20 protein-coding genes are annotated in these 23,945 nt (G+C 52.4%); 13 read left to right on the forward strand and 7 right to left on the reverse strand.

Annotated features, from left to right (window positions below; all coding sequences use genetic code 11):
• Positions 1-63: 63 nt before the first annotated feature.
• The gene (locus tag B152_RS25350) at positions 64-1,932 is read right to left on the reverse strand and encodes a sensor histidine kinase (protein ID WP_157231055.1); all 1,869 of its coding nucleotides are present in this window, start codon (positions 1,930-1,932) and stop codon (positions 64-66) included.
• Between the two features lie 384 nt (positions 1,933-2,316).
• Here B152_RS25350 and B152_RS26550 point away from each other — a divergent pair, with 384 nt between their 5' ends.
• The 3 genes from B152_RS26550 (at position 2,317) to B152_RS0111780 (ending at position 4,133) form a co-directional block, all read left to right on the forward strand.
• Positions 2,317-2,679, forward strand: coding sequence for a methyl-accepting chemotaxis protein (locus B152_RS26550; protein WP_020592626.1), 363 nt, complete (start codon positions 2,317-2,319; stop codon positions 2,677-2,679).
• A gap of 150 nt (positions 2,680-2,829) precedes the next feature.
• Positions 2,830-3,759 (forward strand): DMT family transporter, encoded by a 930-nt coding sequence (locus B152_RS23475; RefSeq protein WP_083921876.1) that lies wholly within the window; start codon positions 2,830-2,832, stop codon positions 3,757-3,759.
• Positions 3,759-4,133, forward strand: coding sequence for a hypothetical protein (locus tag B152_RS0111780; RefSeq protein ID WP_157231056.1), 375 nt, complete (start codon positions 3,759-3,761; stop codon positions 4,131-4,133). The genes B152_RS23475 and B152_RS0111780 overlap by 1 nt, the downstream gene beginning before the upstream one ends.
• Here the strand turns inward: B152_RS0111780 and queG are convergent.
• From queG to B152_RS0111800, 4 genes are all read right to left on the reverse strand, one after another.
• Positions 4,094-5,269 carry a tRNA epoxyqueuosine(34) reductase QueG gene (gene queG / locus B152_RS0111785; protein ID WP_020592629.1) on the reverse strand — a complete coding sequence of 392 codons (1,176 nt, stop codon included), beginning with the start codon at positions 5,267-5,269 and terminating at the stop codon, positions 4,094-4,096. The two genes, B152_RS0111780 and queG, sit on opposite strands and share 40 nt — an antisense overlap.
• 112 nt (positions 5,270-5,381) lie before the next feature.
• A complete protein-coding gene (gene tgt / locus B152_RS0111790) occupies positions 5,382-6,524 on the reverse strand; it encodes a tRNA guanosine(34) transglycosylase Tgt (protein ID WP_020592630.1) in 1,143 nt (380 codons plus the stop codon).
• A complete protein-coding gene (queA, locus tag B152_RS0111795) occupies positions 6,521-7,573 on the reverse strand; it encodes a tRNA preQ1(34) S-adenosylmethionine ribosyltransferase-isomerase QueA (RefSeq protein ID WP_020592631.1) in 1,053 nt (350 codons plus the stop codon). Before queA ends, tgt begins: the two co-directional genes overlap by 4 nt.
• Positions 7,574-7,768: 195 nt before the next feature.
• Positions 7,769-8,407, reverse strand: a complete 639-nt coding sequence (locus B152_RS0111800; protein ID WP_020592632.1) for a hypothetical protein — start codon at positions 8,405-8,407, stop codon at positions 7,769-7,771.
• 217 nt (positions 8,408-8,624) lie between these two features.
• Here B152_RS0111800 and B152_RS25355 point away from each other — a divergent pair, with 217 nt between their 5' ends.
• Genes B152_RS25355 through B152_RS0111815 form a run of 3 tightly spaced genes read left to right on the forward strand, consistent with a single transcriptional unit; the run spans position 8,625 to position 10,539 of the window.
• Positions 8,625-9,848 carry an O-antigen ligase family protein gene (locus B152_RS25355; protein ID WP_020592633.1) on the forward strand — a complete coding sequence of 408 codons (1,224 nt, stop codon included), beginning with the start codon at positions 8,625-8,627 and terminating at the stop codon, positions 9,846-9,848.
• 53 nt (positions 9,849-9,901) lie between these two features.
• Positions 9,902-10,309, forward strand: a complete 408-nt coding sequence (locus B152_RS0111810) for a DUF423 domain-containing protein (protein WP_020592634.1) — start codon at positions 9,902-9,904, stop codon at positions 10,307-10,309.
• A 2-nt stretch (positions 10,310-10,311) separates the two neighbouring features.
• On the forward strand, positions 10,312-10,539 hold the full coding sequence (locus B152_RS0111815; RefSeq protein WP_020592635.1) for a sulfurtransferase TusA family protein: 228 nt from the start codon (positions 10,312-10,314) through the stop codon (positions 10,537-10,539).
• A gap of 104 nt (positions 10,540-10,643) precedes the next feature.
• Here B152_RS0111815 and B152_RS0111820 read toward each other — a convergent pair whose 3' ends face one another.
• Together B152_RS0111820 and B152_RS0111825 are read right to left on the reverse strand one after the other, a co-directional pair.
• Entirely contained in the window at positions 10,644-13,853 is a 3,210-nt protein-coding gene (locus tag B152_RS0111820; protein WP_020592636.1) for an efflux RND transporter permease subunit, read from the reverse strand.
• Positions 13,853-15,013, reverse strand: coding sequence for an efflux RND transporter periplasmic adaptor subunit (locus B152_RS0111825; RefSeq protein WP_020592637.1), 1,161 nt, complete (start codon positions 15,011-15,013; stop codon positions 13,853-13,855). Before B152_RS0111825 ends, B152_RS0111820 begins: the two co-directional genes overlap by 1 nt.
• A gap of 403 nt (positions 15,014-15,416) precedes the next feature.
• On the opposite strand from B152_RS0111825, the gene B152_RS0111830 reads away from it, so the two are divergent.
• From B152_RS0111830 to B152_RS26625, 7 genes are all read left to right on the forward strand, one after another.
• Positions 15,417-16,352, forward strand: a complete 936-nt coding sequence (locus tag B152_RS0111830) for a histone deacetylase family protein (protein WP_020592638.1) — start codon at positions 15,417-15,419, stop codon at positions 16,350-16,352.
• 123 nt (positions 16,353-16,475) lie between these two features.
• Positions 16,476-16,739 (forward strand): exodeoxyribonuclease VII small subunit, encoded by a 264-nt coding sequence (locus B152_RS0111835; protein WP_020592639.1) that lies wholly within the window; start codon positions 16,476-16,478, stop codon positions 16,737-16,739.
• Between the two features lie 30 nt (positions 16,740-16,769).
• Positions 16,770-17,669 (forward strand): polyprenyl synthetase family protein, encoded by a 900-nt coding sequence (locus B152_RS0111840; protein ID WP_020592640.1) that lies wholly within the window; start codon positions 16,770-16,772, stop codon positions 17,667-17,669.
• Between the two features lie 121 nt (positions 17,670-17,790).
• Entirely contained in the window at positions 17,791-19,740 is a 1,950-nt protein-coding gene (gene dxs, locus B152_RS0111845) for a 1-deoxy-D-xylulose-5-phosphate synthase (protein WP_051083026.1), read from the forward strand.
• A gap of 228 nt (positions 19,741-19,968) precedes the next feature.
• Complete coding sequence (locus tag B152_RS0111850; RefSeq protein ID WP_157231057.1) at positions 19,969-21,393, forward strand: MATE family efflux transporter; 1,425 nt, start codon at positions 19,969-19,971, stop codon at positions 21,391-21,393.
• A gap of 10 nt (positions 21,394-21,403) precedes the next feature.
• Positions 21,404-22,144, forward strand: a complete 741-nt coding sequence (locus B152_RS0111855) for a TlyA family RNA methyltransferase (RefSeq protein WP_026261509.1) — start codon at positions 21,404-21,406, stop codon at positions 22,142-22,144.
• A gap of 990 nt (positions 22,145-23,134) precedes the next feature.
• On the forward strand, positions 23,135-23,932 hold the full coding sequence (locus tag B152_RS26625) for a sensor histidine kinase (RefSeq protein WP_425402028.1): 798 nt from the start codon (positions 23,135-23,137) through the stop codon (positions 23,930-23,932).
• The last annotated feature ends 13 nt before the right edge of the window (positions 23,933-23,945 follow it).

The following is a 23,945-nucleotide window of genomic DNA, read 5'->3' on the forward strand; positions in this document are numbered from 1 at the left end:
TAACAGCTGTTACGGGCCCTTTGGTGTTATCGTCGATAACAGATCTAACCGGATCGTAAGGCATCAGACCCGGGTCAAGGCAGACTTGCCTTCACGAATAGGATTGCCCTCGTTCTTGATAACGCGGTTGGCCGGGAAGGTTATCGTTGCTGTTGTTCCCTTGTTGATTTTGCTCTCCAGTTTCAGGGTGCCACCATGCTGCTCCATCAGGGATTTAACCAGCGGGAGGCCCAGGCCAGTCCCTTCAAAGGCTCGGGTCATAGGGGTGTCCGCCCGGATAAACGGCTCCAGAATGCGTTCAAGTTCATGTGAGGGGATGCCGATCCCGGTATCCTTGACCGCAATGGAAAGACTGCCGTCAGAGTTTTCTTCTGCAGAAAGCACGACCTCGCCACCTTGAGGAGTGAACTTGACCGCGTTGGAAAGCAGGTTGAGCAGGATCTGTTTAACCGCCCTGAGATCTGCTCTTACATAAGGCAGGTCCAAGGTCATATTCAGGGTGACAGGGACATGATCTGAAGAGGACTGGCCGACAACCAGTTTGTGGGCGGCACGGGCCGTTTGCGTCAGATCAACAGTCTCGTCATGTAATTCAAAAGCTCCGGCCTCGATCTTGGAAAGATCCAGAATGTCATTGATCAGATCCAGCAAATGGGTTCCTGAAGAATGGATGTCCTGGCAATAGGATTTGTAGTGTTGTGAACCAAGCGGGCCCATCAGTTCACTCTTCATGATCTCGGAGAAACCAAGAATTGCGTTGAGCGGGGTACGCAGTTCATGGCTCATATTGGCAAGGAACTGTGATTTTGCTGTATTGGCCTGATCGGCAATTTCCTTGGCGCGGCGGATTTCCCGTTCCTGGTTTTTCAAAGGCGTGATGTCGGTTGCAAGCACCACGATCTCGCGGGCAGGGGTTTGCCGATGATTGTATTGCAGCCAGGTCCCGTTGCTCAGGTGCAGGATCATTCGTTCCTGCAGGGATTTGTGACTGTTATAGGTTTCCCGGATGAACTCTTCCTCGTGCCCTTCTGTACCGACAAAATCACCCGCGTAAACCAGTTCGCGGATGATGTCTTCGAAGCGCGAACCGAGGGTAATGATCCGGGCCCGTTTGGCCGAAATGTTTCTGTAGTTGCTGTTACAGAGAACCAGTTTGTCGTCCTGGTCATAAAGGGCAAAACCCTCTGACATGGTTTCGATCGCCTGGGTGAGCTGGGCTTCGGAACGTTTGGCCCTGAGTTCACTGGCCTTTACAGCGGCTTCATAGGCGGATTGTTTCTGGAGCAGATCATTATAGGCTGTGACCACGGCACCGAGTTCATCGTTTGACGTCCAGTTAACCGCAGCGCGATTCTTGTGTTGTTTTTCAGTCTGAATTGATTCCAGCAAGAGCTTGAGCGGGACCCCGATATAGGAATTGGCGCCAAGAAAAGTAAGAGCTGAGAGGACCAGGATGGTGACAACCATCACGAGCCCATCAAAGATCAGCCGTTCTCTGATTTCTGCCGAGATCAGCGCGTCATGAAAACTGACCTTGACGGATCCAATGGTTTCCAGACGATCAAACGAATTGTGTTTTATTGCCGTTTCACGGGTTAAGGCGGCCTCTATCGTCGTTGACGTTTCACTGGTCAGTTCAGCCAAAACCAGACCGTCTGTATCGTAAACCTGTGCGGAGTGGAATTCCGGATTTCGGGAAAGAGCCAGCAAAATTGCCTGAATGGAATCAAGGTCATAGTTCCATACGGGGGTCGACAGGGCTGTTCCCTGTATATCAACCATCTTTTCCAGACGGGTTCCCAGTTCGGAATTCAGTTTGTGAATATTCCGGCTTTCGAGAACGGTAAAAAGCAGCAACAGACTGATGCTGATCAAAGGAATGTATATCGACAGCAGCTTGCCGCAGATGGAGTTGCGTATATTTAAAATCACTCCGAGACCCACACCCTCTCGATCAAAGATTTTCTCTATTGCTCCTGCGAGCGGATTTATTCGCCTGGTTCAGACGCTGAAGATAACACTATCCCCTTAAATAAAGGTGAATAGCACCCCGGCAGAAGCCAGAGCAATATAGAGCATAGATTGTAAAGCCGATGTCTATCAACCTTCAGATAGCGTAATCACTGAAATTATCGCTTCCTGCGCGTTTTTGTGCTCTTTTACTCTGGTTGGTTGCTGATACCTGGATAATGGTAATTGGTTGAGGCAGGCAATCGAAAAATAAATGCCGATTTATCAAATTTTGGACGTTGGTTAATCTGGCGTTAAGGGCATGGTTGTTATCACTTTAGTCCTGACCAACGGGAGCTATAGATTATGAATTCTAACACCAGTGTTTTCGAGAAGAGTATTACCAAGATTTTTGAAGAAATTGCCCAGCTTGGTATCGAAATCGAGAAGGTCGGTCAGGTTGCCCAGCAGATTGATGCCATTGCGCGTCAGACAAACTTGCTCGCCCTTAACGCCACAATCGAAGCCGCTCGGGCAGGAGATGCTGGTAAGGGGTTTGCTGTCGTGGCTGGAGAAGTCAAGCAACTTGCCGGGCAAACCAGTCAGGCAACGACTGAAATCGGGGCTATCGTCCAGTCCCTTTCTTCGCATGTTGATCAACTCAAGGTTATCAGTAACGAAGCCAAGACCAATATAGATTCCCAGAATGCAGCTGAACAGGCGGGTTGACGGGGGGAGCCTATAACCTGCTTTCTTTGGCAGATACCGGGGCAAACACTTGTTTTCCAGTTAGGCATTGCATCCGGGCAAAATTCTTGAAACAGTGACGCCCGCCCGTTTGGCGGGCGATGCCACAACTTTCTGGACTGTTCTCAAGAGATGTCGCCACAAAAACCTGGATTGCGTCAATACCTGTTACTGCTTCTATTGGGGGCGATTTGGGGGAGTTCTTTTCTCTTTATCAAAATCTCTCTTGAAAGCATCACCCCGGTTACGCTGACAGCTTTTCGTCTGCTCCTGGCCTTTTTGGTGATGATCACCTTTGTTTTTGCTTTGGGAAAAAAGTTTCCGACAGGATTTCATATCTGGCGAAAATACGCTGTCGTTGCAATCTCGGGTAATATCCTGCCCTTTATTCTGATTTCCTGGGGGGAATTACATATAGAATCCGGTCTTGCGGCTATTTTGATGGCGATAATTCCACTTTCTACATTGGTTGTTGCTCACTTTTGGACGGATGATGAAAAACTGTCCCTGCCGAAGCTTGCTGGAACCTCTATCGGGTTCGCGGGAGTGGTTTTGCTGGTGGGACCGGAAGCCTTGCGCGGGTTGGGCGATTCTGTTCTGGGACAGTTGGCTGTTGCAGTGGCTTCCTTCAGTTATGGTATTACCTCTGTCTATGCCCGCAAGAGTGGTTTGACGAAACAGGATCCGATGGTGAACGGTGCCTCAATTCTTTTGTTGGCTTCTTTGATGGCGATACCGCTGGCCTTTGCGATTGAAACCCCGCTTCAGTTGGAACCGTCTGGGCGCAGTCTTCTCGCGTTACTGGCTCTTGCCGTGCTTTCGACAGCGATTGCCTATACGATTCTTTATTATCTTCTGTCGACTGCCGGGGCGACCTATACTGCCCTGAACAACTATATCGTCCCTGTGGCAGGAATGTTGTGGGGATATCTGTTTTTGTCAGAGCGGTATGATGCCGAAGCCTTTACTGCTTTACTGGTTATCTTTATCGGCATTGTTGTTTCGCAATTTGGCCGAAGACAAAAAAAACAGGAAGCCAGACCATGTCCGGAGGCTGTGTGATGTTCAAAAGTCTTCTTTTTTCTGTTCGCCTGAAAACGGTCTTGTTTGCGGGGGGCGCTCTGCTTTTGGTCAGTGCCTGTGCAAATGAGCCAATCCAGGTGGAGGCTTCAAGGAAAGTTCAGGCTGCCGTTGGTCAAAGCCTTCAGACCTATGGAAAAAATGAATACAGTCCCTGGGGGTTTGGTGTCTGTTATGGCAGTCAGCTTAACACGCCGCAGGAGGTCTTGGAGTTCGCGCAGGAAATCTGCGGGACTGGTCGTCTGGAACCACGTGCAGAAGATTTGCTCTGGAATGGCTGTCCCATGTTTCAGGGGGCCAAGGTTTCTTTTGTCTGTTACCCCAAAGGGCCCAAACGTTCCTCTGTTGGTAGCTGAGGGTTTTTCCACTCTTCAATAACATCGGGATCTGTTTCGCCCGAAAGATGCTGATGACGCAGTTCTGAAAAATGCTCACTGCTCTGGAGGCGTCCCACTGCCCAGACAGCCATAGCCCTGACATAGGGGGAGGGGTCGGACAGCAGGGGAATTATTCTTGGTGTAATTGCAGCGTCACCACAGTTTCCCAAACCGATTAGAACATTGCGGATAAAGCGATCCCGCCCGATCCTTTTGACCGGTGAGCCGGAAAAAATCTGACGAAAGCTGGCGTCATCCAGTTCGGCAAGATCGGCCAGTCGGGGCGCTGTGAGTTCAATCCGGGGATAGACGTTCTCCTCGCTGGTTGGCGCGGCGAATTTATTCCAGGGACAAACCGCGATGCAATCGTCACAGCCGTAAATCCGGTTGCCCATCGGGGCCCTGAATTCCTGGGCAATATGACCGTGATATTCGATGGTGAGATAGGAAATACAGCGTTTGGCATCCAGAACATAGGGGGCCGGGAAAGCATCGGTCGGGCAGGCTGTCAGGCAACGATTGCACGAGCCGCAGTGATCTTCTTCCTTTTGCTCCGGTTTGAGATCGAGATCAGTATAAATCTCGCCAAGGAACAGCCAGGAACCGTGTTCGCGAGAAACCAGGTGGGTGTTTTTTCCCTGCCAGCCGATACCGGACTGGGCGGCGGCGACCTTTTCCAGAACCGGGGCGGTATCAACGAAGACCTTGACCTGACACCCCAGATTTTCGACCATCCAGCGGGCCAGGGCTTTCAGCCTTTTTTTGATGAAGTCGTGATAATCCCTGTTGCGGGCATAGACAGAAATATTGCCCCGTTCGTCGTAGGCGAGATTGGCCAGTGGCGGTTCCGCCGGACCATAGTTGACGCCGAGGACGATGATACTTTTTGCATCTTCCCACATGGCGGTCGGATTTTCGCGCCATTCGAGCCGATTTTCCATCCAGCCCATATCACCGTGATATCCCCGGGCAAGAAAAGTGCGCAGGTTTTCTTTGGTCTGTTCATTGATTTCGGCCGGGGAGAAGCCGACGGCATCAAATTTGAGGGACAGAGCCTGCGCGCGAATGGCGGCAGCCGGATCCGTGATATCAGGCGGAGGAGATTTTTTTTTCATGTTAAACCTCCTCCGGCGAGATAGCATTTGGAATGCGCGTAAAGTGCTCCGGTCATATTACCAATGGTCATATTATCATATGAGATCGAGCGTGAATATTACCCCGACGATCTTAATTCAGGGGTTCGATATCACCACCGGCCTGCAGGCGGTGAAATTCCTCCTGAAAGGCCGCGAAGGTTCCTGTTGCAATGGCCTCGCGCATTCCGGCCATCAATTCCTGATAATAAGCCAGGTTGTGAATGGTCAAGAGTACGGGACCCAGCATTTCCTTGGCGATAAACAGGTGGCGCAGATAGGCCCGGCTGAACTGGCTGCAGGCCATGCAGCTGCACTGGTCGTCGATGGGACGATGGTCATCCTGATGACGCTTGTTGCGCATGTTGATGGCCCCACGACGGGTGAAGCCCTGGGCATTCCGTCCGGATCGGGTTGGCAGAACACAGTCAAACATGTCAATGCCACGGGCGACTGCCCCGACCAGATCTGCGGGCTTGCCAACCCCCATCAGGTAGCGGGGCTTGTCTTCCGGCAAATGCGGGACGGTATGATCGAGAACCTCGAACATAACCTCTTGCCCCTCACCAACGGCGAGGCCTCCAACGGCATAGCCTTCAAAGCCGATATTGATCAGGGCTTCGGCTGATTCCTTGCGCAGGTCTTCATAGGTTGAGCCCTGAACAATCCCGAACAGGCCATAACCGTCGCGGTTGCGGAAGGCTTTGCGGCAACGCTCGGCCCAGCGCATGGAACGGCGCATGGAATCTGCGGCTTCCTTGTGCGTGGCGGGATAGGGGGTGCATTCGTCCAGAACCATGGTGATATTGGAATCGAGCAGGTCCTGGATTTCCATGGAACGTTCCGGCGTCAGATTGTGTTTGCTGCCATCGATGTGCGACTGGAACTTCACACCCTCTTCGGTGATCTTGCGCAGGCCTGACAGGGACATGACCTGGTATCCGCCGGAATCTGTCAGGATTGGGTGTGGCCAGTTCATAAATTTATGCAAACCACCATGTCGGGCAACCAGTTCGGCGGTTGGGCGGAGCATCAGGTGATAGGTGTTGCCCAGCACCACTTCAGCACCGGTTTTCCTGAGCTGGTCCGGGGTGAGTCCCTTGACGGTTCCAGCGGTGCCAACGGTCATAAAGGCGGGGGTCTGGAAAGTGCCATGTGCCGTGGTGACTTCCCCGCGGCGGGCCTTGCCCTCGGTTGCTTTCAGTTCATAACCGAATTTGGGTGCTGCTGTACTCATAGACGATCCTCACGCTGCAACAGACTGCAGTCTCCGTAGGAGTAAAAACGATAACCATGATCCATGGCATATTGATAGGCCGCCTGCATGCGGTCCAGCCCGGCAAAGGCGGATACCAGCATAAAAAGGGTGGAGCGGGGCAGATGAAAATTGGTCAAAAGCAGATCGACAATTTTGAAACGATAACCGGGACTGATAAAGATGTCGGTTTCCCCGTCAAAAGCTTTCATCGTACCATCTTCTTCGGCAGCACTTTCCAGCAGGCGCAAAGCCGTTGTGCCAACGGCAATGATGCGACCGCCTCGAGCGCGCACCGCATTGATTTTTTCTGCTGCTTCCGGGCTGATCTGACCAATCTCGCTGTGCATCTTGTGATCACTGATGTCATCTACCTTCACAGGCAGGAAAGTCCCGGCACCGACATGCAGGGTAAGTGTCAGATGTTCGATACCTTTGACATCAAGTGCGGCCATCAGCCTGTCGGTATAGTGCAGACTGGCTGTCGGGGCGGCGACAGCACCCTTATGCCGGGCAAAGCGGGTCTGGTAGTCTTCTGCATCGTTCTGATCAGAGCCGCCATCTCGCTGGATGTAGGGCGGAAGGGGCATCTTGCCGTATTGTTCGAGATAGGGATAGAGCTCTTCCGGCGACAAGTCAAAAGCCAGCAGAACCTCGCCGCCATCAAGTTTGTTTTCGACGGTTGCGCTAAAACCGTCTGCAAATTTGACGATATCATCTGGCCGGAGTTTCTTGGCAGGCTTGGCAAAGGTCCACCAGCGCGCTCCGCCTGTTACAGCTGGAGGTTCCTGCTTGTGCAGAGTGACCTCTACCCCGGCTTCACCGCGTTTGCCTTTCAGGCGTGCGGGGATCACCTTCGTGTCGTTAAAGACCAGCAGGTCACCAGGTTGAATGAGGTCTGGCAGATCGATCATATGATGGTCTTCGAAAGCGGCGCCAATGGACAGGAGTCGTGCCATGTCGCGCGGATCTGCCGGGCGTTGAGCGATAACCTCACGCGGCAAGTCGAAATCAAAAAGGTCGGTTTTCATCTACTCTTGTCCTGTTACCAGCCCTGCACTTCACCGATACTGGATCAGGGAGGAGCATGCTCATGGCGGATTTCTGGCGATTGGTAGCAGAACTCCGGGCTCGAGGCAAAGGGAGGAAGACTTTTATCTGCTATGCACAGCCGGAATAGGAAAGGTTCTGTCAGGTCAGATTACTCAAAGTGACAGTGCCGAGCTTCATCGGGCTTTTTCTTCAGGTTCCCGAACATTATAGCGCAGGCCATAGCCAACCCGGTCCCGGGTAATGCCTTCAACATAATGGTAGGGGCGGTCTTCAAGCCCGGCAAAGTTTTTGCCACGCATCAAGATCATGACACCTGCTTCGGCCTTCATGCGCCGGGCATTGGTTTTTTCGCGATCATCGCAGATATAAAACCCGGCTTCACCTTTCAGGGTAAGTATGGCTATAACAGCCTCAAAAAATACCAGATCCCGATGTGGAGAAATTCCTGTAGACCCCTTGGCATAGTGCAGCACCGCCCGATCGTTAAAGGCAAAAGGGGTAGGGTAGGGTTGAGGTTGCATGAGCTGGAAAGCCTGGTTGAGCAGTTTCTCAAAACTCTCTTGATAGTCATCCAGTGCAGAGGTGTCGTTAAAGTTCATGCAAATTCTGAAATCCTGTGTCACCTCATTGCCGGGAGAGCCAACAACGGGTGTTCCGTCCCTGAAGGAGAGGCCCTCGGTCGCGGCCAGCATCTTCTGACAACCCGCAGCATCGACCAGCGGGAAAGCAACCGCCCCTTCACGTGGGAGCCGTGCCATCTCTGCGGCCAGAACTGCGGGGGGTGTCAACAGGTGTGAAGCAAAATTTGGCATGGCTGGTGGCTCGTGAATTCAGAAAACTGCTTTTGAATATAAGCAGAGTTTAACACAGGGCAATGTTCTGTTGGCGATGACCTGTTTTGAAAAGCCGTCGTAAGGAGTTGCTTTTGCCGCAAAGGAGGTGATGGGTGATGTCTTCTGCTTCTGTACAGTATCGGCAAAGCCGTCTATAGGTGTTTTTCCAATTCATTTATCCCAAGTTGTTGTTTCTATGAACGGCCCTTTTCTGAGATTATTTTTCTTTCTTGTTCCCGGCCTCAGTGTCTTCAGTTCAAACGCCCTTGTTCCCCTTGTCGGGGGTGTTGCTGTGGTGACAGCTGCAATCCAGTTCTATGAGACCCGGCAGCTACCGCGTTTGAGCAAGCTGCAGCTTGCTTTGCTGGGCAGCTTTTTCGGCTGGGTCATTGTGTCAAGTGTCTGGGCGATTAATCCGGAAAACTCCTTCCAGCTCTCCTTGCGTTTGCTGGCATTGACGCTGGGCGGACTGTTGCTGATAACAGCAGTCGAAGTCCAGTCTGCAGCGGTACAGAAACAATACGCAAAGGCTTTGCTCTGGGGCTGTATCCTGGGAGCAGTATTGTTGTTGGTGGAATCAAATCTCTCTGCCCCGCTCACCAAACTGGCAAAAGGCAAAGCGCTTGACGAGGCGATGAACCTTTCGCGGTTTAATCGCGGTGCAAGTTTTCTGGGCATTGCCTGCTGGGCACTCTTTGCCATCTACAGGGCTCATTTGCCACGGTTACTGCGGGTCATACTCCCCGTACTTCCGGTTGGAGTGCTTTATTTTGCCCCGAGTGAAAGCTCGTTGCTGGCAGTAAGTCTTGGTGGTTTGTGGTATCTGATGTTTTATCTGAAACCACGGCTGGGGTTCCGTCTGCTCCCGGTCCTGATGATCACATCGATCCTGCTTATGCCGTGGATTGTACAGAAAATTGAACCCCTTTATGGCCCTGAATCCTCACAATCCATTCCATTCTCGGCCAAGCACCGCTTCTTTATCTGGGATTTTGTCGGGGCTCAGATTGTTGATAATCCATTGATCGGATATGGTTTTGACAGTGCGCGTGACTATCCCAACAATGGGGTGGAGAATTATGTTCACCATCAGGCTGACGGGACAACACGAGCAATTGGGGGGCGGATTGTTTCGTTACATCCACATAATTTTGCCTTGCAGATCTGGCTTGAACTGGGCGTGATCGGTGTGCTGCTGGTTTGTCTGATTATCTGGCTGCTGTTTGCCCAGCTAAAGAAAAAAGGTCTGGATGAAGATCCGGCGATACAGGCCATGCTGGTGTCACTCTTTATTGTTGCCCTGCTGGGCTATGGGATCTGGCAAAACCGCTGGTTTGTGATGTTCTTTATCTTTGCCACTCTGGTCTCTCTGGTGGAAACAGCAAAACAAGCTGAAAAAAACAAACAGGTTGATAGCTGAAGGTGGTTTTTTAACAGCTATGAACCGATAGGATTAAGACAGGAAAAGTTAAGATGGTGGGCAAAATTACAACTTTCTGGCCGAAGTTCTGGATTGTCTATGCAGGTCTTTGGGGGGCGGGGTCTGTCGCGGTGGGGGCTTATGCGGCACATGGTTTTGAGGGAGACGAGTTGCGGGTGCTGTGGGCTCAAACGGGGAGTTCGTACGGTTTAGTCCATACGTTGGTTTTACTGGTTCTGACAGCGCTCGGAACTGCCGGGTCCGGATGTTCCCGCGCGCGGGTTTTTGCCAGCGGTTGTTTTGCTCTTGGTTTGCTGTTTTTTAGCGGCGGGCTGTTCCTCAAGGCACTTTGTGGTCTGTCGCTCAATGGTCCTTATATTCCTGTTGGTGGCAGCCTTTTTGTTCTGGGCTGGTTGCTTACGGCAGCTTTCGGCTTTACCTACAGGCAAAAGGAGGTTTGAACATGGCGGAACATTTTCTCGATGCAACCGGGCTGAAATGCCCTATTCCGGTGTTGCGTGCCCGCAAATCTATGAAACCCCTTGTTGCGGGGGATGAACTGGTGATTCATGCGACGGACCCAAGTGCTCTGCTGGATTTTAAAAACTTCTGTGAGGCGACAGGCGATGAGCTGCTGTCTTCTGAGGTCAGGGAGGATGATGTGATGGTATTTCGCATCAGGAAAAACTGAACGCACAAATCTCTGCCTGTCAATAAAACGGCTAAATAAAATGGCCCTCACGTGATCACGCGAGGGCCATTTTTGTAGCTACATCACAATGGAGATTGTGATGACTATTCTGCTGCTTCAGCCGTCAGCCCCGGACGTGATTTAAGTTCCTGACTGCGTTTGCGATCCCTTTCCAGAGTACCCTCCATCAAAGACAGCATGGGTGGAATAATCAGCAGGGTGAGCACGGCGGAAAGTGACAGGCCCCCAATCACAACGGATCCCAGTCCCCGGTAAAGCTCTGATCCTGCACCGGGAACCAGCACAAGTGGCAGCATGCCGACAACCGAAGTTAAGGTCGACATAAAGATTGGTCGTATCCGGTTGCGCGTGGCTTCCAGTATGGCTGTTTGTGCAGACATGTTTTCTTCGCGCAGGTGATATAACGTCTGGTGAACCACCAGAATGGCGTTGTTGACAACAATGCCGACCAGAATGACAAATCCGAGAAGTGTCAGCATGTCGAGTGGCTGGAAAACAAAGCTGTTCAGGAAGACAAGGCCCGCGACCCCACCTGCTGCCGCCAGCGGGACGGCCAGCAGAATTAACAGGGGATAGAGGAAACTTTCAAACAAAACAGCCATGACCAGATAGACAATCACAACGGCAAGCAACAGATTGACGATCATTGCATCCCAGGTTTGTGCCAGTTTGTCGGCTGTGCCACTGAGGCTTATTTTGATATCGCCGGGCAGCCCTGCTTCTTCCAGGGGAGTGATGACGTCTCTTTGCAGGGTTTCGAGAGCTTCCTCAAGGGGAATCCCTGCTGTAGGGCGAATTTCAAGAGTGATCGTTCGCAGGCGTTCGCGATGTCGGATCTCGGTTGGTCCTGCGGTCAGGATAATTTCTGCCAGACTGGAAGCCGGAACAATCAGCCCTTCTGATGTAACGACCGGCAAGCTTGCAATACCCTGTGTCTGGGTCACGCTGTCTTTTGGACCTTTCAGGGTAAGGTCAAGCCTTTTGCTGCCGACAGTCACTTCGTCAACGCGCAAGCCATCATTGAACACATCAATTGCAGTGCCCAGTTCATTGACCGTGACGCCGTTGTCGGCAAGGCGAACACGGTCCGGCAAAACCCTTACTTCCGGTGCGCCGAGTTCCAGGCCAGGGCGGGGGCGAAACTGGTTTCCGGCTTCTTTCGGGAAAAAGGTAAATATTCTGCCTGTGGCCTGACCTGCAACTTGCAGAATCTGGTTAAGGTCAGAGCCGGAGATGTCGAGGTCGATTTTCCTTCCGCCACCAATGCCCCGACCAAAGAGCGAGGGTTGGTTGATAAAGCCAAAGGTTCCCGGTTCTTTGAAAACCGGCTCCTGCAGGATGGGAATAAGCTCTGCAACCCGGCTGCCATCAATCGCAGTCGCCCCCAGAAAAGTATTCGACTGGGTCGCGACAAAAAAGAAACGTTCCATTTTAGGCGGTGCGCCAGGATCAGATTCCGGTCCGGTTTCCGTCGCCCAGAGATGGCGGACTGAGTCTTCAACCTCTTTGGCGATGGAGGTCATCGTATCAAGATTATAACCCGGGGGAGGAATAATGACACCGAAGACAAGGTTCCGGTTTCCTTCTGGTAGATATTCCAGTTTGGGTAAAAACTGCCATGTTCCAAAAGCTGCGATGGCGGTGACTGTACTGACAAGGGCGATCGCAACCAGTTTTTTCCTTACTACGCGTGCCTGGGATGCCATGATAAAGGCAACAAAACCGGAGCCAAACTGATCAATCCCGGGGAGCGGGATACGTTTGACTGTATCACTTCCGTCGGTGTCGTGGTCGCGCAGGAATTTTCGGGACAGGGCAGGGATGACGGTGATCGAAACGACGAGAGAGAGGACGACCGACACCGAGATTGCAACGGCGATATCCCGGAAAAGCTGCCCGACTTCCAGTTCCATGACCAGAATAGGGATAAAGACCATTACGGTAGTCAGGGCAGAAACCAGAATTGCGCCCCAAACCTGCTGTGCACCCTGATAGGCGGCAACCGCTGGTGATTTCCCCTGTTCTTTCAAGCGGAAAATGTTTTCCAGGACAACAATCGCAGCATCGACGACCATCCCCACGGCAAAGGCCAGTCCCGCAAGGGAAATCACGTTGATTGATCTTCCAAGGACGGCCATCGCCACGAAAGAACCGACGACAGAGACAGGAATAGCCATCGAGATAATGATTGTCGCCCGGACCGATCGCAGAAAAATCAGAAGAATGACAGCAGCAAGAAGACCACCATACCAGATATTCTGCTGGACCAGGTCTATCGCAGAAGTGATGTAGATGGTTTCATCGTAGACCTGCTGAAGTTTTAAACCGGCCTGGGGAACAGCGCTGCTGTTGAGTTCTTCCAGGGCTTCATAGATACCGTTCATCGTCTCGATGACGTTTGCCCCGGTTTCTCTGGTCGCATTGAAGGCCAGAGCAGCATCACCAAACATTCTGATGTTGGATGTCGGTTCCTTGTAACTAAAACCTACCTGGGCAATATCACCGACAGTTACCCTTGATACGCCCCCGGTGAAAGGATCCTGGGCACTCCGCAGAACCACTTGCCGGATCGCCTCAACCGTATTGAGCTCTCCTTCAGTCCTGACAATATAACGCCGTTTGCCTTCATCCACATCCCCGGCAGAAACAGAGGCACTGGCCTGGCGCAGCGTTGAAACAACCGAGGCAGTGGTCAAACCATAGCGGGCTAGAAGCTGTGGCTGGATTACAACTTCGATCTCCTGCTCGCTGCCGCCATAGATGTTGACACCGCTGACGCCTTGAACGCGCTCTATCCGGTCTTTGATGATATCTTCGACGAAGTCGCCGTAGTGGTAAATCGGTGTCGTGTTCCCTTTTTGGCGGGTCAAAATAAACCAAGCGATCGGGCTGTCTTCCGATCCTGCTGTATCAAGTGTGGGTTCATCGGCCTCATCCGGGTACCCGCTGACACGGTCCAGTCTGTTTGCGGTCAGAAGAAGAGCTTTGCCCATATCTGTCCCGACATTGAATTCCAGAGAAATTCGTCCCCGGCCAAACTCCGCTTCACTGGTCATGGTGTGGAGGTTTTCGAGGCCTTTCAGCTTTTCTTCTTGCTCATTAACAATCTGGCGCTCCACTTCTGCAGGGGCGGCGCCGGGCCAGTTTGTCCGAATGGAAATCACCGGGCGATTGACATCCGGGGTGAGCTGGATGGGGATCATCTGCAGGGCGACGGCACCAAAGAGCACCACCATAATCACGGCAGAAATGATAGCGATTGGTCGTTCGATGGAAACCTTGATCAGGTTCATCAGGAAGCCTCCCCGTTTTTCTCGGTCTGTTCTTCTGTCACAGGGGCCACTTCAGCAGGAACATCGCCATTGATCTGCAAAGACATGCCCGGGAAAAGACGTTCATTGCCCCGGGTGACAACCTGATCCCCTGCAGCCAGACCATAAACAACCTCAATCCGTTCCCCGATCTGCTGGCCAAGCTGGATCGGGCGGGGTTGTGCTCTTCCCTCTACATTCAGGTAAACCATTGGTCCATTGGGGCTCTGGATGACAGCATCCTTGTGTACTGTAACGGCGTCGCGCTCGGGCCCTGCCGGAACCAGAAGGGTAATACTCTGGTTGTCGGCAAGACTGTCTTTATTGGGCAGGTCGGCCGAAAGACGCACGGGCCGAGTCCGTGTCAGAGGATTTTCCCTTGGCAGAATAGCCCTGATCATGGCCTGCAAGGGCGTGCCATCGCTCAGGCTCAGGCTGAATTCCATGCCTTCTTTAAGGGCGATCAATCTTTGTGAGGGAACTTCGACCTCAATTTCAAGACTGTTTCGTGACAACAGGGTAACCACAGGATCGCCCGTCTGAACATAGGAGCCAACTTCGGTTTCTCGACTGAGAACAACCCCGTCATAAGGGGCTTTGATTTCCGTATAACTCAGGTTGATTTCAGCCCGGCGAAGGCGAGCTTTGGCGGTTTCGATATCGGCCCGGGACTGGGAAACTTCAGCTTTGGCAATCGCACTGTTTTGAACGGCATCCTCATAGCGGGATTTATTAAAGGCAGCCGACGAACGCAGTTTCTCCAGCCGTTCAAGTTCCTGGTCTGCCAGTGTCAGGCGGGCCTGAAATGTACCCAGTCGGCTTTGTGAGGCTTTGACTTCACTGGCAGCAAGGTCCCGGTCAGCCCGGAGGGTTGCCGAGTTGAGCAGGGCAATCACCTGGTCTGTTGTGACCTTGTCCCCGATCTCGACCTTGAAGTCTTCAACAGGTCCGGCAATCTTGGCTGCGACATTCCCGGTTTGGCGTGCGACAAGCCTTCCGATCACCGGAACGGTCTGTTTCATCTGTTCCGTACGCACCTCGTCAACACGTACAAGCGCGGCCTGTTGCGCATGAACCGTGAATGCAGGGACCATCAAGCCCAAAGCAGCAACAAGGGTAAAAGGTGCAAAGAGCTGGCGCAAAATGGCCTCCTGAAATCATAGTCAACCGAAGTCTGCTCTTTGGTGAAACTCTTGATAAACGCCAAAGAACGGGGTGAACCCGGTTCCAAAGTGTAAAACGAAAAAGAAATAGCGGCAGTCGTGCTGTTATACGCTGCCGTTTATTTCGTGTAGCATACCAGATGGGATCGCCTGAAGAAAAGTCTGCCTATAATTATAGAAATACCATCTCTTTTCAAGAAAACTAACCCGGTTGATTTTGCTATTGAACGAAAAAAATAAAATTATCCGTCGGCGGGCTGTGAAAATAATGACATTATCTAGCTGACCTGAGGGTTACTAAGGACGGGGCGACTGAAATGCTCGTGGTTAACCTGCTGTCCTTCACGATCTGGTTCGATGTTACGCATCCGGAGGAAACCAAATGACCACTGCGCTTTTCAGCCATTCTGCCAGCCAGTTGCATGACCCGGGGATTCATCACCCGGAATCTCCTCATCGGTTTGAAGCGATTATGCGGGCCTTGTCCGAGCCAGTGTTTGACGAGCTGGATCGCCGAGAATCTCCTGAAATCGGGCGGGAAAAGCTCCACTGGGCGCATACGGAAGAGCATGTAAGCGAGATCATGAGGGCGATCCCTGCGACGGGATACGTGGCGCTTGATGGAGACACGGTGGTCTGTAAACACTCGGGAGAGGCTGCTCTTCGGGCTGCGGGGGGAATTTGTGCAGCAGTTGATGCTGTCATGAATAAAGACGTGGATAACGCCTTTTGTCTCAGCCGTCCGCCGGGACATCATGCCGAGCGACATCGGGCAATGGGATTTTGTCTGTTTTGTAATCCGGCTCTTGGTGCCTATCAGGCGAGATATGAACACGGGGTTGAACGGGTTGCTGTGATTGATTTTGATGTCCATCACGGAAATGGGACCCAGGATATTCTCTGGGATGATCCGAACATGTTTTACGGTTCCAGCCATGAATCCCCTCTTTTTCCCGGAACCGGGAGTGTTGGAGAAACCGGTGTTGCCAACAATATTCTCAATTGCCCCCTGCCTTCCGGCGGAGGGTCCTATGAGTTTCGCAAGGCGATGGATGATTATATCTTTCCGGCGGTACAGAGTTTCAAACCTGGCCTGATTATCGTGTCAGCCGGTTTTGATGCGCACCGGGAAGACCCGCTTGCTTCTATTAATCTGGAAGACGAGGATTTTGGTTGGGTTTCCCGGCGGATTGTCGAACTGGCAGATGAACTTTGCGAACGACGTTTGGTCTCAATCCTTGAAGGCGGTTACAATACGGATGCTCTGGCCCGATCTGTTGCCCTCCATGTGATGGCCTTGATGAATGCAACAGATTAAGCAGCTGCTTTGCAGCTTAGCTGATCGGGGGAGGGGAAATATACTCTCTCCTGCCCGGGCGGGGTCTTGTCTGATGCAAACTGACAACGTAGAGTGCCGCAAGAATTAACAGTTGAGGTTCCCATGACCGACGTTTCGCAGTCCAAAACCAGTCCTGCCGATATCAAGAAGATGAGTTTTGAAGAAGCTCTTGCTGAACTCAAGACGATCGTTGGTCGGCTTGAGCAGGGGGAGGGCAAGCTGGACGAGGCGATCGAGGCCTATGATCGTGGAGCCAAGCTGAAGGCGCATTGCGAGAGCAAATTACGCGAAGCCCAAGAAAAAATCGAGAAGATCACCATGGGACCAGACGGTGAACCCCGGACTGAACCCTTTGAAGTTGCATAACAACGCACTTCTGCCGGAGATCTAACTTTCATGCAGGATATTACCCAGAATATTATACTGGCCCTGAGCAATCGTGCGGACGCAGTTGAGGCACGTCTTGATAAACTTCTGCCCCCTGTTGCGACAGCCGAGGGCGAGGTTGTTGAGGCCATGCGCTATTCTGCTCTTGGAGGCGGGAAACGTTTGCGACCTTTTCTGGTCATGGAAAGCGCGGCTCTGTTCGATGTCGATCCTGAACAGGCGCTGCAGGTCGCAGCGGCGCTCGAGATGGTACACTGTTACAGTCTGGTACATGATGACCTTCCCGCGATGGATGACAGTGATCTGCGCCGGGGAAGGACGACGGTTCATAAAAAATGGAATGATGCCACGGCTATTCTGGCCGGAGATGGTTTGCTGACAGAAGCCTTTGCTGTTCTGGCCTCGGCAAAGAGCCACCCGGATGCAGAAATTCGTCTTGAACTGATTGCTGAGCTTGCAACAGCGGCTGGATCGGCTGGCATGGTTGGCGGCCAGATGATTGACCTTTCTCCAGATAGGTCAAAACTGGATCTGGCGGGAATTACCAGACTTCAGGCGTTGAAAACCGGGGCCCTTATTCGTTATGCCTGCGAAGCCGGGGCCATCCTGGGTCGTGCACAGAAAGAAGAAAGAGCGGCACTGCGTCTCTATGCAGAGGATCTGGGGCTGGCCTTTCAGATTATTGACGATTTGCTGGATCATGAGGCAACACCAGAGGAAACCGGGAAGCCTACGGGTGTTGATTCTGACGCCGGAAAAGCAACTTTTGTCGGGCAGCTTGGTCTGGAAAAGGCCCGCGCCCGTGCTGAGGCACTGGTAGCTTCGGCAAAATCGAGACTTGATATTTTCTCAGGAAAGGCGCAGTTACTGCGCGAGATTGCCACATTTGTACTGGAGCGTAGGTCGTAAGTTTTTTTGCTTTCGGGTGTAAGCCCCGCTCGACCCGATGGGGAAACCCGGCGTATAGTGTGAGATTGGCTGCCAGAGATAAAGAAAATGTACGCCCGTTAGGGAACTGGAAACAGAAGTGATGGAGAGTAGGGTGAGTCAGTACGGTCATAATCGCCAGACCCCTCTGCTGGATACGGTCAAGAACCCGGCAGATTTGCGCACGCTGGAAGAAAACCAGCTGCCGCAGCTGGCTGAAGAACTGCGCATGGACATGATCAATGCTGTGTCACGTACGGGGGGGCATCTGGGCGCAGGTCTGGGGGTCGTCGAATTGACGGTTGCCATTCACCATGTTTTCAATACACCTGATGACAAGCTGATCTGGGATGTGGGACATCAGTGTTACCCGCACAAGATCCTGACCGAACGCCGTGACCGTATTGGTACGCTACGTCAGGGAGGCGGCTTGTCCGGTTTTACCACCCGCAAGGAAAGCATTTACGACCCCTTTGGCGCGGCTCACAGCTCGACCTCTATTTCAGCGGGTCTTGGCTATGCCGTGGCCCGTGATCTTGCCGGCAAAGACAATAATGTGATTTCCGTGATCGGTGACGGATCGATGACGGCGGGTATGGCCTATGAGGCCATGAACAATGCCGGGGCGATGAATTCGCGCCTGATTGTGATTCTGAACGATAACGACATGTCGATTGCCCCGCCTGTGGGGGCATTGAGTGCCTATCTGTCGCGCCTGATTTCGGCCAAGCCCTATCAGTCGATGCGCCATATGGCCAAGGAAATTATCAGCAAACTCCCCCCCCGGTTGGAAACGGCTGCCAAAAGGGCAGAAGAGTACGCCCGTGGATTTTTAACGGGCGGCACCTTGTTCGAAGAACTGGGTTTCTTCTATATCGGTCCGATTGATGGGCACGACTTTTCCCATCTGCTGCCAGTTCTGAAAAACGTGCGTGACTGTGATTATGATGGCCCTGTTCTGATCCATGCGGTGACGCAAAAAGGCAAAGGCTATGAGCCAGCCGAAAAAGCAGCCGACAAGTATCACGGTGTTTCAAAGTTTGATGTGGTTAGTGGCAAGCAGGAAAAATCACAACCCAAGGCGCCACTTTATCAAAACGTTTTTGCCAAGGCACTGATTGCTGAAGCTCGCGAAGACGAGAAAATCGTGGCGATGACGGCTGCCATGCCTTCGGGTACGGGGATCAATCTCTTTGAAGAGGAATTCCCGGATCGAACCTTCGATGTCGGTATTGCAGAACAGCATGGCGTAACCTTTTGTGCCGGAATGGCTTGTGAAGGCTATAAACCTTACGCAGCAATCTATTCGACCTTTTTACAGCGCGCCTATGACCAGGTGATCCACGACGTGGCCATTCAAAGCCTTCCCGTGCGTTTCATTATTGATCGTGCTGGCATGGTCGGCGCAGACGGCGTTACACATCAGGGGAGCTATGATCTGGCTTATCTGGGCTGTATTCCGGATATGGTGCTTATGGCGCCATCGGACGAGCTGGAGCTGATGCATATGGTTGCTACCTCGATCACGATCAATGATGGCCCAAGTGCCATCCGCTTCCCCCGGGGAGAGGCAACAGGCCGCATGGAGCTGCCCGAGCGTGGAACAGTGCTGGAAATCGGGAAAGGCCGGATTGTCCGCGAGGGCAAACATGTCGCTATTCTTGCCTTGGGAACCCGACTGGACGATTGCCTCAAGGCAGCTGAGAAGCTGGCTGCGAGAGGCTACACAACAACCGTTGCAGATGCCCGTTTTGCCAAGCCGCTGGATGTTGATCTGATCCGGGATCTGGCAAATAAACACGATGTCTTGCTCACGGTTGAAGAAGGTTCTATCGGCGGATTTTCTGCACTGGTGGCAAATTATCTGGCGAATGAAGGCTTTTTTGACAAGGGACTGAAGTTCCGCCCTGTCTGTATGCCGGACGCCTTTATTGATCATGAAAGCCCGGCAACACAGCTGGCACAGGCTGGGCTGGACGCCGAAGGGATCTTTAACCGAGCGCTTGCTGCGCTGGGGCAGGAGATCGCCCGACCCTCTTCCTCTATTGCCTGATCCCGGGTGACAGCGGATCTTCGGATTGAGCTGTCATACCCGAAAAAGAACCATATTTACACCCTTTCCGTAATTTTCAGAGCAGGGGTGTATGGTGTCTGCTTTATCTTGTTGCACTATACAACTATGAGATTACCCGTTAGGGTGAACTGATATTCATTTTGACACTATGGCGAACAGCCGTTTTTGGTTGCGTCCATCGGTGATTTTCTTTTTGGGATCCGGTACATGTCGATCAACCTTGCAGAGGACAGAGCCTCCGAGGCTTCTGACCAGTCCTTGCCGTCTGTATGGCGCTGGGGTGAAGAGATAAAGGCTACTTTCCTGTTGGCCTGGCCACTGGTCATTGCCCAGGTTGCCCAGATGGCACTGGTGACAACCGACGTAATCATGATGGGCTGGCTTGGCCCGAAATTTCTGGCTGCCGGAACACTGGCAAGCAGTCTGATGAGCCCTTTTTATCTCTTTGGAATTGGTCTGGTTTCAGCGGTTGCTCCGATGATTGCTCAGGCAATCGGGGCAAGGGATTTCAAATCTGTTCGCCGTACAGTTCGTCAAGGATTTTGGGTCGCGGTTCTACTTGCCGCCATACTGGTGGCGCTGATCTGGAATGCGGAGGCCATTTTCCTTTTCGCGGGCCAGACCGAAGAAAGTTCCGTGATGGCGCAGGTTTATGTGCGCTATGCAATCTGGCATCTTTTTGCCTCTTTCTTGTTTCTGGTCCTGCGCTGCCTGCTCTCGGCACAGGGGAAAACCAAGGTCATTCTTGTCATCACGCTTGCCGGGATTGTGGTCAATGGACTGGGTAACTATGCGCTGATGTTCGGGAACTGGGGCTTCCCGCGCCTTGAATTGATGGGGGCGGGGATCAGCACGACTTTTGTGAATACAGTGATGTTTTTGATTGCCTTGGGCTATATCCTGACCCACCGGCGTTTCAAACGCTACGCAATCCTTGTGCGCCTGTGGAAACCGGACTGGAACAGATTTTTCGAAATCTTCCGGATCGGGCTCCCCGTTGGCTGTATGCTCACAGCTGAAACCGGTCTGTTTGCGGCTGCGACCTTGCTGATGGGGTGGTTGGGCACCAACGAACTGGCAGCCCATGCAGTTGCGCTGCAATGTGCCTCCATTGCCTTTATGATCCCGCTGGGGATCAGTCAGGCAGCGACAATCCGGGTTGGCCTGGCCTACGGAGCTAAAAAGAGCGAAGGTATTCGCAAGGCCGGTTGGGTTTCGATTATTATGGGAACCGGCTTTATGGGAACAACCTGTCTGGCCTTCTGGTTAATCCCTGAAGTGCTGGTCGGGTTTTATCTTGATCCTCTTCTGCCGGAAAACCAGATACCGTTGCAACTGGCTGTATCCTATCTCGCGGTTGCGGCCCTGTTCCAGCTGGTTGATGGGGGGCAGGTGGTTACTTCCGGTGCTCTGCGTGGGCTGAGTGACACCAAAGTACCAATGTTTATGGCTATCTTTGCCTATTGGGGGCTTGGTTTACCCATTTCCTATTTCTGCGGATTTGTTCTCGGATGGGGTGGTCAGGGGATCTGGTTAGGTCTTGCCGCAGGGCTTGCTTTTGTGGCAGTTGTTTTTGTTATACGCTTCGCCTTGCGCGAACGCCTTGGTCTGGTCAATTACAAGAGCATATAACGTGGCAAAAATCGGAAAAATACGCGTGGATCAGCTTTTGGTCGACCGGGGACTGGTGGAAAGCCGGTCCCGTGCGCAGGCCAGAATCATGGCTGGTCAGGTGTATTCCGATACCCGAAGAATTGACAAGCCCGGGCAGACGTTGCCTGAAGATGCGGAGTTGACCCTCAAGGGAGAAGATCATCCCTGGGTCAGTCGCGGGGGTTTGAAGCTGGAAAAAGGCCTTGCCACCTTTGCCATAGATCCAACCGGTAAAGTCTGTATGGATGTGGGGGCTTCTACCGGAGGTTTCACCGATGTTCTCCTGACCGGAGGCGCGGCCAAGGTTTATGCGGTTGATGTGGGGCATGGTCAGTTGGCCTGGAAAATCCGCAAGGACGAGCGGGTTGTGGTGATGGAGCGCACCAATGCCCGTCATCTGGACGCGGAGCAAATACCGGAAGCAATTGATCTTATTGTCTGCGATGCCAGCTTTATCGGTCTGGAAACGGTCTTGCCAGCTGCAATGGCTCTGGCATCACCCGGTGCCTTGATGGTGGCCCTGATCAAACCCCAGTTTGAGGTTGGCAAGGGACGCGTTGGTAAGGGGGGCGTGGTTCGTGAACCAGAGCTCCATCAGGAGGTCTGTGACCGGATCGAAAGCTGGCTGAATGAGGAAACGGACTGGGCCGTTCTCGGGATCACAGAAAGCCCGATCAAGGGACCAGAAGGAAACATCGAATTTCTGATTGGCGCCCGGAAATTTATTTAGGCACGAGACTGCATACGCGTTGTATAAATGTTCCAGAAACACAACAGATAGAGCGGATTACCTGCTTTTGTTTATGACCTGTTAACCTCTCCAGCGCTATCGTGTAATCCGTGATATAAATACACAAAACGGCTGAAGGAAAGAGGCAGGGACGCCAGATCCTGATACTTTCCAGGGAGTGGGCTGATATCCTGCTGTCGAGTTGGTTTTACTTATGGCCTGTACGATGATCACCGGGAATGGAGTTGTGATACCGGACTGCTTTGTTTGTTGCAGAAGGCTTGTGGGAAGAACGGTCACTTGATGAAGCCGGATTGAAATTAACAGATAGGTTTTCGAACTTTAATGGCCTTTAAATCTGTCCGCACCAAGCTGTTGACTATCTGTATTTTATCAGTCCTCGTGACCGGACTGGTCCCTTTCCTGTTCTTTGAAGTCAGGTTTCTGCAACAGGAAGAAGAGCGGATCTCCCAGCGGGCACTTGACCTGGCTAACAAGGTCGCAGTCCCGCTTTCCCGTTCTCTCTGGGATTATGACGAGAGCACAGTTTTACTGGTTCTCGACACGTTGATCCGGGATCCGGATCTTGTCCGGGTCAGGATAGTTCTTCCCGAAGGCGCAGGAGAATTTCATCCGCTGGACGAAAATGATGAGCTGTCCGTCGCAAAGGAAGACATCAGTTTTATCCGGGTGCCTCTGACCTATGTTGCCTTTGAGGATGAAGAAATACTCGGTCATCTGGAGGTGGGTTACACCACGGTTCAGGCTTATGACAAGGTTGCGACGAGGGTACTTCTCGACGGGGTGATCTTCCTGTGCATTTTGCTGACGCTGGGTGGCGGAGCTGCTTTGGCGATCAATCGTATTATTGGTCGTCCGCTTGCCATGTTGTCCCACTCCATTGATGAAATGGCGACCCAGAAAAAACCTGTATTGGTCAAGTGGCGTTCCGAAGATGAGCTGGGGCAGACCGTCGAAGCTTATAACAACATGCTGATCACAATCGAGCAGCATGAAAAGGATCTGGTCAAAGCCAAGGAAATTGCTGAAATTGCCAACCGGGCCAAAACGTCATTCCTGGCGAATATGAGCCATGAACTTCGAACCCCGCTCAACGCGATCATCGGGTTTGCCGAGATTCTGATGAAGGAAGACGATTACAAGGTCGACCAAGCGAGACGTTCCGAATATCTGGGGTATATTTTCGAGGCTGGCTCTAGTCTGATGATGATGGTTTCCGACATACAGCAGATCTCGCGGCTTGAGTCGAGTGAAGCAGGAATGCAGGATGAAGAACTCGATGTTGAGGACGAGATCCGAAGCTGTGTCAGGGCGCTGGAACTCCGGGCTGGAGACGGGGCCGTTGAGCTTGAGTATTCGCTACAGTCNAATATTCCCTACCTTCGCACCAACGCGCAAGGTTTCAAACAGATCGTCGTCAATCTCTTGAGTAATGCTATCCACTTTACCCCGCGTGGCGGGCAGGTTGAAATCTCGACACTTTATGATGCACACCACGGCTTGACGATCCGGGTGGCAGATACGGGGGTTGGAATCGCCAAAGATGACCTGCCTCTCGTGACGGATCCCTTCTGGAAAACATCCGATGGGAATGAAGAACGCAGCGGGCTGGGTCTGAGCATTGTCAAGTCGATTACGGAACGAAACAAAGGACGTTTGTCGATAGAAAGTGAACTGGGAAAGGGGACGACAGTAACGGTCAATTTCCCGGTAGACCGTCTGGTTGAACGTTCAGAATTGCTCTTGGGCAAAGCCAAAACGGCCTAGTGAGAAACCCAAA

It is taken from the genome of Kiloniella laminariae DSM 19542 (assembly GCF_000374005.1).
Taxonomy (GTDB): domain Bacteria; phylum Pseudomonadota; class Alphaproteobacteria; order Kiloniellales; family Kiloniellaceae; genus Kiloniella; species Kiloniella laminariae.

What these genes read in the sequence shown, in the direction of transcription:
- B152_RS23475 (WP_083921876.1), top strand. Translation starts at nt 2,830, where the DNA reads ATGTCGCCACAAAAACCTGGATTGCGTCAATACCTGTTACTGCTTCTA.
- B152_RS0111830 (WP_020592638.1), top strand. Translation starts at nt 15,417, where the DNA reads ATGACCACTGCGCTTTTCAGCCATTCTGCCAGCCAGTTGCATGACCCG.
- queG (WP_020592629.1), bottom strand. Translation starts at nt 5,269, where the DNA reads ATGAAAAAAAAATCTCCTCCGCCTGATATCACGGATCCGGCTGCCGCC.
- B152_RS0111840 (WP_020592640.1), top strand. Translation starts at nt 16,770, where the DNA reads ATGCAGGATATTACCCAGAATATTATACTGGCCCTGAGCAATCGTGCG.
- B152_RS26550 (WP_020592626.1), top strand. Translation starts at nt 2,317, where the DNA reads ATGAATTCTAACACCAGTGTTTTCGAGAAGAGTATTACCAAGATTTTT.
- tgt (WP_020592630.1), bottom strand. Translation starts at nt 6,524, where the DNA reads ATGAGTACAGCAGCACCCAAATTCGGTTATGAACTGAAAGCAACCGAG.
- dxs (WP_051083026.1), top strand. Translation starts at nt 17,791, where the DNA reads ATGGAGAGTAGGGTGAGTCAGTACGGTCATAATCGCCAGACCCCTCTG.
- B152_RS0111835 (WP_020592639.1), top strand. Translation starts at nt 16,476, where the DNA reads ATGACCGACGTTTCGCAGTCCAAAACCAGTCCTGCCGATATCAAGAAG.
- queA (WP_020592631.1), bottom strand. Translation starts at nt 7,573, where the DNA reads ATGAAAACCGACCTTTTTGATTTCGACTTGCCGCGTGAGGTTATCGCT.
- B152_RS0111780 (WP_157231056.1), top strand. Translation starts at nt 3,759, where the DNA reads ATGTTCAAAAGTCTTCTTTTTTCTGTTCGCCTGAAAACGGTCTTGTTT.
- B152_RS25355 (WP_020592633.1), top strand. Translation starts at nt 8,625, where the DNA reads ATGAACGGCCCTTTTCTGAGATTATTTTTCTTTCTTGTTCCCGGCCTC.
- B152_RS0111850 (WP_157231057.1), top strand. Translation starts at nt 19,969, where the DNA reads ATGTCGATCAACCTTGCAGAGGACAGAGCCTCCGAGGCTTCTGACCAG.
- B152_RS0111820 (WP_020592636.1), bottom strand. Translation starts at nt 13,853, where the DNA reads ATGAACCTGATCAAGGTTTCCATCGAACGACCAATCGCTATCATTTCT.
- B152_RS0111800 (WP_020592632.1), bottom strand. Translation starts at nt 8,407, where the DNA reads ATGCCAAATTTTGCTTCACACCTGTTGACACCCCCCGCAGTTCTGGCC.
- B152_RS0111810 (WP_020592634.1), top strand. Translation starts at nt 9,902, where the DNA reads ATGGTGGGCAAAATTACAACTTTCTGGCCGAAGTTCTGGATTGTCTAT.
- B152_RS0111815 (WP_020592635.1), top strand. Translation starts at nt 10,312, where the DNA reads ATGGCGGAACATTTTCTCGATGCAACCGGGCTGAAATGCCCTATTCCG.